This window comes from Bartonella australis AUST/NH1 (assembly GCF_000341355.1).
Classification (GTDB): Bacteria; Pseudomonadota; Alphaproteobacteria; order Rhizobiales; family Rhizobiaceae; genus Bartonella; species Bartonella australis.
Genome location: NC_020300.1, coordinates 77,082 through 91,704 on the forward strand (window position 1 = coordinate 77,082; position 14,623 = coordinate 91,704).

11 protein-coding genes are annotated in these 14,623 nt (G+C 42.1%); 7 read left to right on the forward strand and 4 right to left on the reverse strand.

Features of this window, described 5'->3' with window-relative positions; translation table 11 throughout:
* Window positions 1–264: 264 nt before the first annotated feature.
* Both BANH1_RS00355 and BANH1_RS00360 read right to left on the reverse strand, forming a co-directional pair.
* Window positions 265–2,049 carry a sensor histidine kinase gene (locus tag BANH1_RS00355; protein WP_015397469.1) on the reverse strand — a complete coding sequence of 595 codons (1,785 nt, stop codon included), beginning with the start codon at window positions 2,047–2,049 and terminating at the stop codon, window positions 265–267.
* Between the two features lie 39 nt (window positions 2,050–2,088).
* Window positions 2,089–2,811 (reverse strand): response regulator transcription factor, encoded by a 723-nt coding sequence (locus BANH1_RS00360; protein ID WP_015397470.1) that lies wholly within the window; start codon window positions 2,809–2,811, stop codon window positions 2,089–2,091.
* Window positions 2,812–3,184: 373 nt separating this feature from the next.
* On the opposite strand from BANH1_RS00360, the gene lysM reads away from it, so the two are divergent.
* Entirely contained in the window at window positions 3,185–3,634 is a 450-nt protein-coding gene (gene lysM, locus BANH1_RS00365; RefSeq protein WP_015397471.1) for a peptidoglycan-binding protein LysM, read from the forward strand.
* A gap of 140 nt (window positions 3,635–3,774) precedes the next feature.
* Here the strand turns inward: lysM and BANH1_RS00370 are convergent, their stop codons facing one another.
* Window positions 3,775–4,329 carry a copper chaperone PCu(A)C gene (locus BANH1_RS00370; protein WP_041583145.1) on the reverse strand — a complete coding sequence of 185 codons (555 nt, stop codon included), beginning with the start codon at window positions 4,327–4,329 and terminating at the stop codon, window positions 3,775–3,777.
* Between the two features lie 902 nt (window positions 4,330–5,231).
* On the opposite strand from BANH1_RS00370, the gene dnaK reads away from it, so the two are divergent.
* From dnaK to lepA, 5 genes are all read left to right on the forward strand, one after another.
* Entirely contained in the window at window positions 5,232–7,127 is a 1,896-nt protein-coding gene (dnaK, locus tag BANH1_RS00375; protein ID WP_015397473.1) for a molecular chaperone DnaK, read from the forward strand.
* A 159-nt stretch (window positions 7,128–7,286) separates the two neighbouring features.
* Window positions 7,287–8,435: a molecular chaperone DnaJ gene (gene dnaJ, locus BANH1_RS00380; protein ID WP_015397474.1), complete on the forward strand. Its 1,149-nt coding sequence runs from the start codon at window positions 7,287–7,289 to the stop codon at window positions 8,433–8,435.
* Between the two features lie 336 nt (window positions 8,436–8,771).
* Window positions 8,772–9,677: an acetylglutamate kinase gene (argB, locus tag BANH1_RS00385; protein ID WP_015397475.1), complete on the forward strand. Its 906-nt coding sequence runs from the start codon at window positions 8,772–8,774 to the stop codon at window positions 9,675–9,677.
* 34 nt (window positions 9,678–9,711) lie between these two features.
* Window positions 9,712–10,626 carry a DMT family transporter gene (locus BANH1_RS00390; RefSeq protein WP_015397476.1) on the forward strand — a complete coding sequence of 305 codons (915 nt, stop codon included), beginning with the start codon at window positions 9,712–9,714 and terminating at the stop codon, window positions 10,624–10,626.
* A 287-nt stretch (window positions 10,627–10,913) separates the two neighbouring features.
* Window positions 10,914–12,719: a translation elongation factor 4 gene (gene lepA, locus BANH1_RS00395; RefSeq protein WP_015397477.1), complete on the forward strand. Its 1,806-nt coding sequence runs from the start codon at window positions 10,914–10,916 to the stop codon at window positions 12,717–12,719.
* A gap of 71 nt (window positions 12,720–12,790) precedes the next feature.
* Here lepA and dapD read toward each other — a convergent pair whose 3' ends face one another.
* Window positions 12,791–13,639, reverse strand: coding sequence for a 2,3,4,5-tetrahydropyridine-2,6-dicarboxylate N-succinyltransferase (dapD, locus tag BANH1_RS00400; protein WP_015397478.1), 849 nt, complete (start codon window positions 13,637–13,639; stop codon window positions 12,791–12,793).
* A gap of 138 nt (window positions 13,640–13,777) precedes the next feature.
* Between dapD and BANH1_RS00405 the strand changes: the two genes are divergently transcribed.
* Window positions 13,778–14,617: an LOG family protein gene (locus BANH1_RS00405; protein ID WP_015397479.1), complete on the forward strand. Its 840-nt coding sequence runs from the start codon at window positions 13,778–13,780 to the stop codon at window positions 14,615–14,617.
* Window positions 14,618–14,623 lie beyond the last annotated feature (6 nt).

Sequence of the window (14,623 nt, forward strand, 5' to 3'; positions counted from 1 at the left end):
ATTTTAGAAGGGAAATATACAGCTTTACAAATTCCAATTTTTCTTTGTAAAGGCGCTGGATAATTTGCGGAGTTTTCTGTATTCTGCGGACAATGTTATGTGGCTATTCAGGGGAAAGTGTTGCTTTACGCTTTGGTCGTCCAGCGTGATTATAAAGGGAGATAGGTATTAGTTTTCTCCATCTCAGTGGCTCAATAACGGCATCTTTGTCTCCCCATTGAAGGCAATTTGCGCATAATATGTCGTTTTTTTATAGGAGGAAATTTATTTAGCAAGGGGAAGAACGATGATAAATCGCGCGCCGATTTTCCTGTTTTTAAGCGCAGGGTCGAAAATATTTTCGGCTGTCAGCGTCCCATTATGAGCCTCTATGATTTGCCGACTAATGGAAAGGCCTAACCCTGAATTTTGTCCGAATGCATCTTCATTTGGCCGATCAGTATAGAAACGTTCAAAGATATGATCAATATTTTCTGAACGGATACCAGGGCCATTATCTTCAACGGTTAAAATAAGATTTGAAGCGTTATTTTTCATAGTGACGCAAATTTTACCATTGTTACGGGGGATAAAAGAACGCGCATTGTCAATAAGATTGGAGATAACTTGGCCTAAACGTAATTCGTGTCCGAAAACAAGATAAGGTTTACCGTGAGGGCGCGGGATGATATCGAGGCTAACGTCGATGATTTGCTTGTTATGGTATATCTCACGGACGGCGTGAATGAGGCTTTTTAAAAGCGGACTCATATCGACGATTTGCGCAGTTTCACGGGCAAGTTCTGCGTCGAGCCGCGACGCATCGGAAATATCAGTAATCAAACGGTCGAGGCGGCGTACATCGTGCTGGATAATTTCGAATAATTGTATTTGTGCTGCTTCATTTTTAGCCAGAGGAAGCGTTTCAACAGCGCTACGCAATGAGGTAAGTGGGTTTTTTAGTTCATGACTCACGTCAGCTGCAAAGCGCTCAATAGCTTCAATGCGCATATAAAGGGCGTTAGTCATATCGCGGATAGAGGTTGAAAGATGACCGATCTCGTCTTCGCGTTCTGAAAAATCAGGGATTTCTATTCGTTTATTGCTGCCATGGCGTACACGGTTAGCAGAGGCAGATAATTTACTTAATGGATTAGCGATCGTATAAGCCAAAAACAGAGAGAGCACTAAGAGTACACTGCCGACAACTGTGAAGACTTTAAAGATGACCAGCCTTTCGCCTTTTACGATATTATCAATGTCTGAGCCGATAGTCGAAAGAAGGAGGGCGCCCACTACTGCACGGTAACGTTGGACAGGCACAGCGACCGAAACGATGAGTTGGCCTTGTCTGTTGCGTCGTTTGGCGGTAGCAGGCGAGCCGTTTAATGCTCGGTAGACTTCTGGGTAAGCAGCTCCGGCACTTTTTGTTTGCTCTCTATCAAGCACGAGACCGTTGCCGTATAGTGCGTTTGAGAACCAAGAATATAAGTGCTCCCACAGGTTTTTATTAGTTTCTATAGGCGGTAAATCATAGCTGAAAACTTCCCCGCTGGAATAAAGGACGCGCGAATCAAGAAGTAAGGTGGCATCACGATCGTAAATACGTGCTCTTGTTGTTTTAGGCGTGATGAGTCGACGTAAAAGCGGAGCAACTTGTTCAGGATTAATAGGAAAATCCCAAGTGTCAGTTGACTGAGGCGTAGGTGTAACACTTTCTCCAACTTGTAATTCTAACAATTTTTGGGGATCGATTAAAATAGAATTAGTATCTACTGTCGCAGAGGCAGCGATGGCTCCGGCGATAATTTTTCCCTGGGTGCGCAAACTTTCGATCTTTGCTTCAATTAAACCATCACGAAATTGATTAAGGTACAAAATGCTTGAGACTAGAACGCCAAGAGCGGCGAGATTTAAAATAACAATACGGCGTGTAAGGCTGGAAAAAAACAATTGCCTGAATAAACGCTGTGCGCGGAGATGCAAACGTGAAAGCGCAGGAAACCGTTTTTGCGGAGTATTAACCGACGTTTTGTCCTGCGGAGTGTCCAATCGAATATTGTTTACCATTAGCCTGATTGCCGTTCAAACCCCCGCGACAAAGTGGTATTATACTTCATGAAAGCGATAACCTACACCATAAAGCGTCTCAATCATTGCAAAATCATCGTCTACTTGCTTAAATTTTTTGCGCAAACGCTTAATATGGCTGTCGATAGTGCGATCGTCGACATAGACTTGATCATTATAAGCAGCATCCATTAAAGCGTCACGACTTTTAACAACTCCTGGCCGTTGTGCTAAAGTTTGAAGGATCAAAAATTCTGTAACGGTCAAAATAACAGGTTTGTCTTTCCACGTACAGGTATGGCGTTCTTGATCCATTACAAGATCTCCACGTTTAAGAGAAGAGGCAGGGGATACTCCCGCTGCGAGTGATTGGTTGCGAGCGTTCGAACGGCGCAGGATGGCTTTCACTCGTTCAATAAGAAGCCGCTGAGAGAATGGTTTTGTAATAAAATCATCTGCTCCCATTTTAAGTCCAAAAAGTTCGTCAATTTCGTCATCTTTAGATGTAAGAAAGATGACTGGAATATCAGATTTTTGACGCAACCGACGCAAAAGTTCCATGCCATCCATCCGCGGCATTTTGATGTCAAAAATAGCTAAATGCGGAGGATGCAGTGTTAAACCCTTAAGTGCAGATGCTCCATCTGTATAGCTTTCAACTCGGTATCCTTCCGTTTCAAGCGCGAAAGATAAGGATGTCAAAATATTGCGATCATCATCGACAAGCACAATCGTTTGGGAGATTGTTGGAGTATCCTTCATGGCTTCTTAGACCTTTCTATTGCTATGGCAGCAAAACGCCCACGTTATTTATATGGGAGTTCACATTTTTTTTGCAAAACAATTATGCTACAAATTGTAGCAGGGCAAACAACCTTTTGTGTTCAATAGTAAAAGCTATTTTATTTTTGTAATTTTATAATGCTTTTACGCATGTTAAGATCCCTTTGTTCATGATAAAATTCATTAAGGCACTTGTTATCAAAGCTCACTGCTATCAGCGTTTAAGAAATGGACGGGCTCATTTTCAGTCGTTGAAGTTTATAAAACTCTCCTATTTGTTTCGGGGTAAGGGAAATATTATGACGGTATATGGGCGAAATAATGTGTCCTCACCGCACGAAAGGAGATCGTAATGGGACTTTTTAATTTTGTTAAAACGGTCGGTAAAAAACTCGGTATCGGCGACGGTGAACCCAAAGAAAAGGATCTTAAAGCTGCACTCGATAATTTTCAACTTGGCACAGAAAAAGTTAACATTCAGATTGAAAACGGCAAAGTCGTTTTGAAGGGAGAAGTTAAAGATAGGGAAACACTCGAAAAAGCGATTTTGATTATAGGTAATTCGCGCGGTGTTTCTTCTGTTGACGTTGATCAATTAAAGATTGCAAGCACTACTCTCGCAAAAGATTCCCGTTTTTATGAAGTAAAATCCGGCGATAATCTTTGGAAAATCGCCGAAGAAGTTTATGGAAAAGGGCAAGGCGATAAAAATATGTCCATTTTTGAAGCCAATAAGCCTATGTTGAAATCACCTGATGAAATTTACCCAGGACAAATTTTGCGCATCCCTGAAATTGATTAAAGTTTAATCAAATTACAGTAGGTTTTTTGTTTTTTTGTGCCAGGTTACGGACGGCTCTCACGGTACGTAAGGAATAAGGGATATGGCAAAAACTTCGCGTTTCTTATCTCACAATATCGCTTAAATGACGATGCTGCTGCTTACCGAGAAGGAGTTAATTCGGAAGATGGCTTTGCGTCCATAGCGTTTACATAAAAATCGACGTCCATTGCACCAGCTTTTTCGAATATCAATTTTACACTGATTTTGTCGCCAGCGCGGAACGGCTGTGAAAGTCCTATAAACATAATATGGTTACCTCCGGGCTTGAGTGTGATTTCGCCGTTGCCTGGGATTTCGATGCCATTGGGCATTTTCGCCATTCTCATAGTATCGTTGGTTACTGCCATGGAATGGATTTCTGCTTCTTGTACTCCATCGGTTGAAACAGAAATCAACCGGTCAGGGGTATTAGCATGATTAATGATATAGAGATAACCGCTGGCAACTTTCGCGCCTCTAGGTGTTTCTCTTATCCAGGGACGAATAATTTCTAGATCGCCTAGTGTATATTGGTTTGCGGTTGCAGGCAAAGCCATAAAAGTTAAAGTGAGTACACATAAGGCCTTAATAATGACCTTTTTAACTCGGAAATTTGCGTCGTTAATATGTGCTACAGTGAAATTTTTGATTTTTTTGGCGATAAGTTCCATAATCAATTACCCTCCTTCATTGAATTTCCGTAATTTGACGTGCCCTCTTGGCTTTTAACAGAGTTTTCTTAAAAAATAAAAGGGGTAGTGCTTAACCTATTTTATCAGGGTCATCCAAAAATGGAAGTGGACACAATATAACAGAGTATATTGGCTTAAAGAATGAAAAAAGTCCGATACGATTGGGGAATATGCCAAAATGAATTGTTTATTTTTAGACATCTTGATACTTAAGAGAAGCTTACTTAGCTGCATTTGGAACACAGTCTTCGCAAGAGCAGTGGGTTATCGGCAGTTGGGAGAAGATTTCTTAAAGCTCCGTCTGCGGATAATACTTCCGTTGGCGTTTTTAGAGGTGTGTTCAGCACTATAAGCAAAGGAGAGGATAATATATCTATCTATGAGGCAAAGCTATCTGCGACAATTAGGCTTTCAAGAAAAAACAGTTTATGCTATTCGCGGTATAAGTGTTTGTTGTATGCGGAATATACTGTTAAAAGTCTTTTATTTGAGTAGTTTTGCAGTTGTAATAGATAAAGAACAGGAAAATTCAAAATAATTGTTTCTGTTTTGCGGATTTTTATAGTGTAATTCGGATTTTTTCAGGAACCAAAAGAAAATGCGTTATTATACTCGCATCTGCCGCAAAATTGATATTTAGATGCGGGTATTAGGGCCGGAAATGCTTATTTTAAAGAAATTTTTTATTTTAGAAATGTTTCTCCCATTATTCTCTTGTAGGGATAGAACGCTGCTCTTATATACCAAAGAACGAAGTTTGTCATGGTTCTCAATTTATTATTTGTGTAATTTGAAATTAAGTGCAGGCTTTGAATATGATAAGGAGCTGTCTTGGGAAGATGCTTTATGAAGGTTGAGATAGCTTGCTGAATGGAGATTAAGATATGGCGAAAGTAATTGGTATTGATTTGGGGACAACAAACTCTTGTGTTGCTGTTATGGACGGCAAAAACACAAAAGTCATCGAGAATTCAGAAGGAGCACGGACGACGCCTTCGGTCGTTGCTTTCACTGATGGTGGTGAGCGGCTTGTTGGGCAACCTGCTAAACGGCAGGCGGTTACGAATCCTGAAGGGACAGTTTTTGCGGTTAAGCGTCTAATTGGGCGCCGTTTTGATGATCCGATGGTTGAAAAAGATAAAGCTCTCGTACCCTATAAAATTGTCAAAGGGGACAACGGTGACGCGTGGGTTGAAGAGGCGGGCAAAAAATATTCTCCGTCGCAGATCTCGGCTATGATTTTGCAAAAAATGAAGGAAACCGCGGAGTCTTATCTTGGCGAAAAGGTTGAGCAGGCGGTTATAACTGTCCCCGCTTATTTTAACGATGCGCAACGTCAAGCCACGAAAGATGCAGGTAAAATCGCTGGACTTGAAGTCTTGCGGATCATAAACGAGCCTACAGCTGCTGCTTTAGCTTATGGTTTAGACAAAAAAGACGGCAAGACTATTGCGGTATACGATCTGGGTGGTGGTACGTTTGATATTTCTGTGCTTGAAATTGGAGATGGTGTTTTTGAAGTCAAGTCGACCAACGGAGATACATTCTTAGGAGGCGAAGACTTTGATATGCGCTTAGTCGGCTATTTTGCAGATGAATTCAAAAAAGAACAAGGGATTGACCTGAAAAATGATAAACTTGCTCTGCAAAGGCTAAAAGAAGCAGCAGAAAAAGCAAAGATTGAACTTTCTTCTTCGCAGCAGACTGAGATTAATTTACCATTCATTACAGCTGACCAGTCTGGTCCTAAACATTTAACAATGAAATTGACCCGAGCGAAGTTTGAATCTTTAGTCGACGATTTGATTCGGCGCACTATCGAGCCTTGTAAAGCTGCGTTAAAAGATGCGGGATTAAGTGCCGGTGAAATTGACGAGGTTGTTCTAGTGGGTGGTATGACCCGCATGCCTAAGATTCAAGAAGTAGTGCACGGCTTTTTCGGTAAAGATCCACATAAAGGTGTCAATCCCGATGAAGTGGTGGCTATGGGGGCGGCTATTCAAGGGGGAGTACTACAGGGTGATGTAAAAGATGTATTGCTTCTGGATGTAACGCCTTTGTCTTTGGGTATTGAGACATTGGGTGGGGTGTTTACGCGTTTAATTGAGCGCAATACCACTATCCCAACTAAAAAATCGCAAGTTTTTTCGACAGCTGACGACAATCAAAATGCTGTGACTATCCGTGTTTTCCAAGGTGAACGCGAGATGGCTAACGATAATAAATTATTGGCTCAATTTGATCTTGTTGGTATTCCACCGGCGCCGCGTGGTGTTCCTCAGATTGAGGTTACCTTTGATATCGACGCGAATGGTATTGTGAATGTTTCGGCCAAAGATAAAGGAACTGGGAAGGAACATCAGATACGTATTCAGGCATCAGGTGGCTTAAGCGATGCCGATATCGAAAAGATGGTCAAGGATGCAGAAGAGCACGCAGCTGAGGATAAAAAGCGCCGTGAAAATGTTGAGGCTAAAAATCAGGCAGAGGCTCTCGTCCATTCAACTGAAAAATCTTTGGCTGAATATGGTGATAAGGTACCGGCTGAAGATAAAAGTCAGATTGAAGCTGCAGTAGCTGATTTAAAAGCTGTGCTTGAAGGTGGCGACGCCGGAGAGATAACGGTAAAGATGCAAAAATTGGCAGAGGTTAGCGTGAAGCTCGGGCAGGCTATGTATGAAACGTCAGAGGCAAAAGCAGAGACCGGTGCTGAATCAGATACAAAAAATGACGATGTCGTTGACGCTGATTTTGAAGAAGTTAATGATAAGAAGAAATAGTTGAAGAAAATGTCTTGATAATTTAAAAAACCCGGCCTTTGAGATATAAGGCTGGGCTTTATCATTTAGGAGAAATTATAATTCGTTCGCTTAAAAAGCGTAAATTAAAAACAGATGTTATCTTGAGATGGATGGCAGGAAATTTATCAGGAATACATGATGAAGTTCGATTATTATGAAATTCTTGGCGTAACTCGTGGGTGTGATGACAAAAAGTTAAAATCTGCTTTTCGCAAACTAGCGATGCAATATCATCCTGATCGTAATGCGGGGAACAAAGAGGCGGAACAAAAATTCAAAGAAATTGGCGAAGCTTATGAAGTTCTTAAAGATCCTCAGAAGCGGGCTGCGTACGACCGTTTTGGTCACGCGGCTTTTGAAAATAATGGCCGCGCAGGAGCAGGCCCATTTGGCGGTGGTTTCGCCGCTGGAGGCGGATTTGCTGATATTTTTGAGGATTTTTTTGGCGAAGTTATGGGCGGTGGGCACCGTAAACGGAGCGATGGTCGCGAACGTGGCGCGGACCTAAGCTATAATATGGAAATAACGTTAGAAGAGGCATTTGCGGGGAAAACTGCGCAAATTAATATCCCGAGTTCTATTACGTGCAGTGCTTGTGGGGGGGCAGGCGCAAAAAAAGGTTCTAAGCCACAAACTTGTGGGACTTGCCATGGCTCTGGGCGCGTGCGCGCTGCTCAAGGATTTTTCTCTATAGAGCGTACGTGTCCGGCATGTCACGGATGCGGAGAAATCATCACGGATCCATGTCCAAAATGCCGTGGTACAAAGCGAGTAAAGGAAAATCGCTCCTTGTGCGTGAATATTCCAGCGGGCATTGAGGACGGAACGCGTGTTCGCCTTGCTGGTGAGGGTGATGCTGGCATTCGTGGCGGTCCTGCTGGTGATCTTTATATTTTTCTTTCCATTAAAGCGCATGAATTTTTCCAGCGTGATGGGGCGGATCTCCACTGCCGTGTGCCTATTTCAATGATTACGGCTGTTTTGGGCGGCGAGTTTGAGGTTTCTGACCTTGATGGTGTCAAAGTGCGGGTTAAAGTCCCAGAAGGGACTCAAAATGGACGTCAGTTTCGCCTTAAAGGAAAGGGAATGCCTATGCTACGTCAACAAGTAAGAGGTGATCTTTATATTCATATCGCTATTGAAACACCTCAAAAATTGACACAAGAGCAGCGTGAATTATTGCAAAAATTTGATAAACTCTCAAATCACGAAAATTCACCGCAATCACACGGCTTTTTTTCGCGTATGAAGGAGTTTTTTGAGAATATCGCTCGTCAGAATCAATGAATGAGAGAAGCACGTTTAAAAATTAATCCGTTTTGCCCGTTGGTAATAAAGGAGTCAATCGCAGCTACTTAAGTTTGCGGTTTTATGAGGTAATATTTCCAGCTTAATTTACTAATTTTTGTACATAAAGTCGTAAAATTACAGTATTTAGTATTCTCAGTTTGATAAACTTTGGTATTAGACCTTATTAAGGGGGCTGTGGTTGTTTAATCATTAGTGTTCTTGGTGTAATTTGAGAAAAGCTTATAATTTCCAGTCTATTAAATAAAGGAGTATTTATTTTTACTTTCTAAAATTCTTTTAAAGAAGGTAAAAATAACCGGGGAGATTCTTTTAATGGGTGATGTCGAGAACACCGCTGCAAATATTTTTGCAAAGCAAGCAGCATTTTTATCATCTGCTTTACCTTATATGCAAAAATATGAAAAAAAGACGGTTGTCGTAAAATATGGCGGGCATGCTATGGGCGATTCTGCTTTAAGCAGAGCGTTCGCGCGTGATATCGCTTTGCTGAAGCAATCAGGCATTAATCCTGTTGTGGTCCACGGCGGTGGTCCTCAAATTGCTAAGGTCTTGACAAAAATGGGGATCGAATCGCGGTTTGAAAATGGTTTGCGTGTAACCGATGAAAAGATCGTTGAAGTGGTCGAAATGGTTTTGGCAGGTTCTATTAACAAGGAAATTGTAGCTCTTATCAACGCTGAAGGTGAATGGGCAATCGGGCTTTGTGGCAAGGATGGCAACATGGTTTTCGCCGAAAAGACCTATAAGACCGTAGTCGACCCTGATTCTCATATTGAACGTATTGTAGATTTAGGATTTGTTGGTGAGCCCGTTGAAATTGATCGGACATTACTGGATCTTTTAGCATGCTCTGCGATGATCCCAGTGCTTGCTCCCATTGCTCCAAGCCGGGATGGTAAAACTTACAATATCAACGCTGATGTTTTTGCTGGAGCAATTGCTGGTGCTCTGGAAGCTAAACGTCTTTTATTTTTAACCGATGTCCCCGGTGTATTAGATAAAGAGGATAAAATCTTGAAGAAATTGACAGTTTCTGAAGCTAAAAAACTGATCAAAGATGGAACAATTTCAGGCGGTATGATTCCGAAAGTAGAAACGTGCGTTAAAGCAATTCAAAGCGGCGTAGAAGGTGTGGTTATCCTGAACGGAAAAACACCCCATTCTGTTTTGCTTGAGCTATTTACCGAGCAAGGAGCTGGAACGCTTATCGTTTCGTGAGATATATAAAATAAATTGAAGGACGAAACCTTTTATGGTCGGAACAAAACAGTGGAGATTCCCTTTACTCAGTAAGCAAGAATTAGCGTTATGTGCTGCGACGATGCTGTGGGGTATTACATTCTTAATTATTCATATCGCGGTACGCTATAGTGGGCCCCTTTTTCTCGTTGGATTCCGTTTCACTGTTGCGTCGCTCATATCCGGGATAATTTTCAGACGCACTTTGAAGGACGTGACCATTTACGAGATTTTTGCTGGTATGGCCGTTGGTTTGGGGATATTTCTCGGTTGTTCTCTGCAAGCTGCGGGGCTCCAGACTATTATTAGTAGTCAATCGGCTTTCATGACAGCGCTTTATGTGCCGATGGTTCCGATGTTGCAGTGGATTGTTTTTAAAAAATCACCTTGTTTGACTAGTTGGGTTGGTATCATGCTTGCTTTTATTGGGCTTGTATTTATTTCTGGGCAAGGATTAAAAGGTATTGGTTTTTCGAAAGGTGAAATTTTAACCTTATTAGGTGCGTTAGCGATTGCCGGAGAAATTTTGCTGATTGGTTTTTTTGCCGGAAAAGTTGATAGCGGGCGTGTAACGGTTATGCAGTTATTTTTTGGCGGTGTTTTTTCATTTTGCTCTATGCCTCTAATAGGCGAAAGCGTCCCTACATTTTCGTGGGTATGGCTAAGCGTTGGTATGACATTAGCATTAATGAGTGCAGTCATCCAATTGATTATGAATTGGGCGCAAAAGTCGGTCTCGCCTACCCGTGCCACACTTATGTACGCGTGCGAACCTGTATGGGCCGGCATCATTGGGCGTTTTGCCGGCGAGCGTTTACCTGCTTCGGCCTTATTGGGGGGAGTGTTTATTTTGATTGGGATTATAGTGGCTGCATTACAGCCTGCCCAATGGCGTAAAAAGGATAAAATGGTTAGGAAGATCGATTAGTTTTCTTATCCAATGGGCCCTGTTTGCAACAACTTTTTCGAATAAGACCGACCTGTCTTTGCGGCGCTGTGCGTGAGTTTTGGCGGGGCGCCCAGGGTTGATATGAAAGAAATTAACTGCATTTGGGCATTTTTGAATCAGTTTTATCGCAATTAAGCACATAAAGGTTTAGGCTCTTCCTGAGGTTAGGAGAGGTCGTTTTTTCAGTGTTAATTTTTGCTTTTATTTTTTCACAAGTGTGTAATTGATCTTTGCGTTTTGGATTATTCTTTGATAAATCGCCTTGTATGACAGTAGATCGTAATTATATCCGTAATTTTTCAATTGTAGCTCATATTGACCACGGAAAGTCAACTTTGGCTGACCGCCTGATTCAAATAACAGGTGGCCTCGAAACGCGTGAGATGAAAGAGCAAGTATTGGATTCCATGGATATTGAGCGTGAACGTGGGATCACTATTAAAGCTCAAACGGTGCGCTTGCGTTATAAGGCAAAAGATGGTGAAACTTATATATTAAATCTCATTGATACGCCTGGACATGTCGATTTCGCTTACGAAGTTTCGCGTTCGTTGGCGGCTTGTGAAGGATCACTGTTGGTTGTAGATGCTAGCCAAGGTGTGGAAGCACAGACGTTGGCTAATGTTTATCAAGCTATTGATAATTCGCATGAATTAGCCATTGTGCTTAATAAAATTGACCTTCCGGCTGCAGAACCTGAGCGTGTTAAAAAACAAATTGAAGACGTCATTGGCATTGATGCGTCCGGAGCGGTAGAAATATCAGCTAAAACAGGTCTAGGCGTTCCTGACGTTTTAGAAGCAATTGTTACGCAGTTGCCGCCTCCGCGTGTCGGTGATGCCCTCAAACCTTTAAAAGTGATGTTAGTTGATAGTTGGTATGACGCTTATCTTGGTGTTATTGTTTTGGTGCGAGTCATAGATGGTGTCCTGAAAAAAGGTCAAATTATCCGCATGATGGGCACGGGAGCAAAATATCTTGTTGAGCGGGTTGGGGTATTTACTCCAAAAATGGTGCAGGTTGATGAATTAGGGCCGGGCGAAATTGGCTTTATAACCGCCTCTATCAAGGAAGTTGCTGATACGCGCGTTGGAGACACTATTACTGAGGAGCGCCGTTCTTGCGAAGAGGCGTTGCCCGGTTTTAGACCTGCTCAACCAGTTGTTTTTTGCGGTCTTTTTCCGGTTGATGCCGCCGATTTTGAGAATTTACGCACAGCTATGGGCAAATTACGCTTAAATGACGCCAGCTTTTCTTTTGAAATGGAAACATCAGCGGCTTTGGGTTTTGGCTTTCGTTGCGGTTTTTTAGGACTTCTCCATCTCGAAATCATTCAGGAGCGGTTAGAGCGCGAATTTAATTTGGATTTAATAGCGACAGCGCCTTCAGTTGTTTATCGCATCAATATGTATGATGGTTCTATTAAAGAATTGCATAATCCCGCTGATATGCCAGATATTGTCAAAATTGCTTCTATCGAAGAACCGTGGATTCGTGCAACAATTATGACACCTGATGATTATCTTGGGGCGATTTTAGAGCTTTGCCAAGAACGGCGCGGGCTACAGGCTAGTTTATCCTACGTTGGAACACGCGCTATGGTGACCTACGATCTGCCGTTAAATGAAGTTGTCTTCGATTTTTATGACCGTTTAAAGTCAATTTCGAAGGGATACGCTTCTTTTGATTATCAGATGACCGAATATTCCGAAGGCGATTTAGTTAAGATGTCTATTTTAGTTAACGGAGAATCTATAGATGCGTTATCGATGCTTGTGCATCGTACTATAGCCGAAAGGCGCGGCCGTTCTATGTGTGAAAAACTCAGGGATCTTATTCCTCAACATATGTTTCAGATTCCAATTCAAGCCGCTATTGGTGGTAAAATTATCGCTCGTGAGACAATTCGTGCTCTGCGTAAAGATGTGACAGCTAAATGCTACGGCGGCGACATTACGCGTAAGCGCAAACTTTTGGAAAAGCAAAAAGAAGGCAAAAAACGGATGCGCCAGTTCGGGAAAGTGGAAATTCCGCAGTCGGCCTTTATTCAAGCGCTTAAAATGAATAAATAACCGGAAAAAGAGAACCGCCCCCCTTTATAATTAGTTTTATTTCTACCTTTCTCTGTCTTTAGAAGGTGCCTTTAATCACGTAGGAGGTCATTTATTGATGTTTTTTCCCGTGTTTGTTGGTCAACTCGTTTAACGATGACAGCACAATAAAGACTAGGAGCTGTCTGACAATTCGGCAGTGGTTTTCCGGGCAATGAACCTGGTACCACGACTGAGTAGGCCGGCACTTCACCCATAAAAATTTCACCTGTTGTACGATCAACAATTTTCGTGGACTTTCCGATAAAGACCCCCATTCCTAAAACAGAACCTTCACGGATAATGCAGCCTTCGACAACTTCAGATCGCGCACCGATAAAACAATGATCTTCAATAATTGTCGGATTTGCTTGCAGTGGTTCCAAAATACCTCCAATACCAACACCGCCAGAAAGATGGACCTGTTTACCAATTTGAGCGCAAGAACCAACAGTGACCCAGGTATCAATCATTGTTCCCTCACCTACGTGGGCACCGAGGTTAATAAAGGACGGCATTAATATGACGTTAGGTGCGATATAAGCAGAATGGCGCACAATCGCCCCTGGAACTGAACGGAAGCCAGCTTTTTTGAAATTGTCTTCCTGCCAATCAGAGAATTTTGGAAGCACTTTATCCCACCAATATGATTCATTTGCTCCACCAGTAATAAGGCGCATAGGACTGAGTCGAAAGGACAGAAGGATAGCTTTTTTTAACCATTGATAAACGTGCCATTGACCATCTTTTTGACGTTCCGCGACGCGGATTTCGCCTTTATCCAGAAGATTTAATACATATTCAATACTCTCGCGGATTTCGCCTTTTGTGGCTGTGTTGATGGAATCGCGATCATTAAAGGCCTTTTCAATAATTGCCTCAAGTTGTATGAGATCAGCCATTACTAAAGCTCCGTCGAGAAAGTTGAGAACACTGAGGTCACGCTGTTTATAAGCTATATGCGGAAATGTGCCCGCTCAGTAAAATGAGCAAATAGAGACTATAAAATAGGTACACAAAAAAGGCTATAGGGGAACAATGTGAAAAAGGAAAAAAATAATTTTATCCCACTTCTTCGTGCAGAGGAAGTAGCACAGCAAACAAGAGAAATTCCTGACACACCACAAACGCGCTCGCTCGCTTATTGTTTGGCTTATATGGATCAGGAATTTATGATGCGCTCTGAATTGCGTTCGCAGCGCATTGGTCTTGAATTTTTGAAACCAGAAATTGCTCTTCAAGAATGTGGCATTAAGTCAACGGTTGTTTTATTTGGCGGAGCACGTATTCCCGAGCCCGGACAGACAGCGTGGGCGTCAAAAAATGAAATGCAAGAAAATAATTTGCGGATTATGTCACGTTATTATGATGAAGCGAGAGAATTTGCGCGTTTGTGCTCGTGCTATTCTGCCACCACTGAATATAGCGAATTTGTGGTTATCACGGGAGGAGGACCTGGAATTATGGAGGCTGGAAACCGCGGCGCCACTGATGTTGGCGCTCCAACGATTGGTTTGAATGTTGTTTTGCCTCATGAGCAAGTTCCTAATATTTACGTAACTCCGAATTTATGTTTTAATTTCAGTTATTTAGGGATACGCAAGATGCATTTTTTAATGCGGGCGAAAGCACTGGCAATTTTCCCTGGGGGATTTGGTACTCTAGATGAGTTGTTTGAGGTGTTAACTTTAATGCAGACGGAACGCATAAAACGGGTTCCAATTTTAATGTTTGGCGAGCAATTTTGGAAAAATGTTATTAATTTTGAATATCTAGCTGAGCAAGGTACAATTTCCCCTCTTGATACAACTTTGATGACATTTGTACATACAGCAGCAGAAGCTTTTGAAGTAATTCGCTCATTTTATGAGCTTGTTTAGAAAATT

What these genes read in the sequence shown, in the direction of transcription:
- BANH1_RS00360 (WP_015397470.1), bottom strand. Translation starts at nt 2,811, where the DNA reads ATGAAGGATACTCCAACAATCTCCCAAACGATTGTGCTTGTCGATGAT.
- lepA (WP_015397477.1), top strand. Translation starts at nt 10,914, where the DNA reads ATGACAGTAGATCGTAATTATATCCGTAATTTTTCAATTGTAGCTCAT.
- dnaJ (WP_015397474.1), top strand. Translation starts at nt 7,287, where the DNA reads ATGAAGTTCGATTATTATGAAATTCTTGGCGTAACTCGTGGGTGTGAT.
- argB (WP_015397475.1), top strand. Translation starts at nt 8,772, where the DNA reads ATGGGTGATGTCGAGAACACCGCTGCAAATATTTTTGCAAAGCAAGCA.
- lysM (WP_015397471.1), top strand. Translation starts at nt 3,185, where the DNA reads ATGGGACTTTTTAATTTTGTTAAAACGGTCGGTAAAAAACTCGGTATC.
- dapD (WP_015397478.1), bottom strand. Translation starts at nt 13,639, where the DNA reads ATGGCTGATCTCATACAACTTGAGGCAATTATTGAAAAGGCCTTTAAT.
- BANH1_RS00390 (WP_015397476.1), top strand. Translation starts at nt 9,712, where the DNA reads ATGGTCGGAACAAAACAGTGGAGATTCCCTTTACTCAGTAAGCAAGAA.
- BANH1_RS00355 (WP_015397469.1), bottom strand. Translation starts at nt 2,049, where the DNA reads ATGGTAAACAATATTCGATTGGACACTCCGCAGGACAAAACGTCGGTT.
- dnaK (WP_015397473.1), top strand. Translation starts at nt 5,232, where the DNA reads ATGGCGAAAGTAATTGGTATTGATTTGGGGACAACAAACTCTTGTGTT.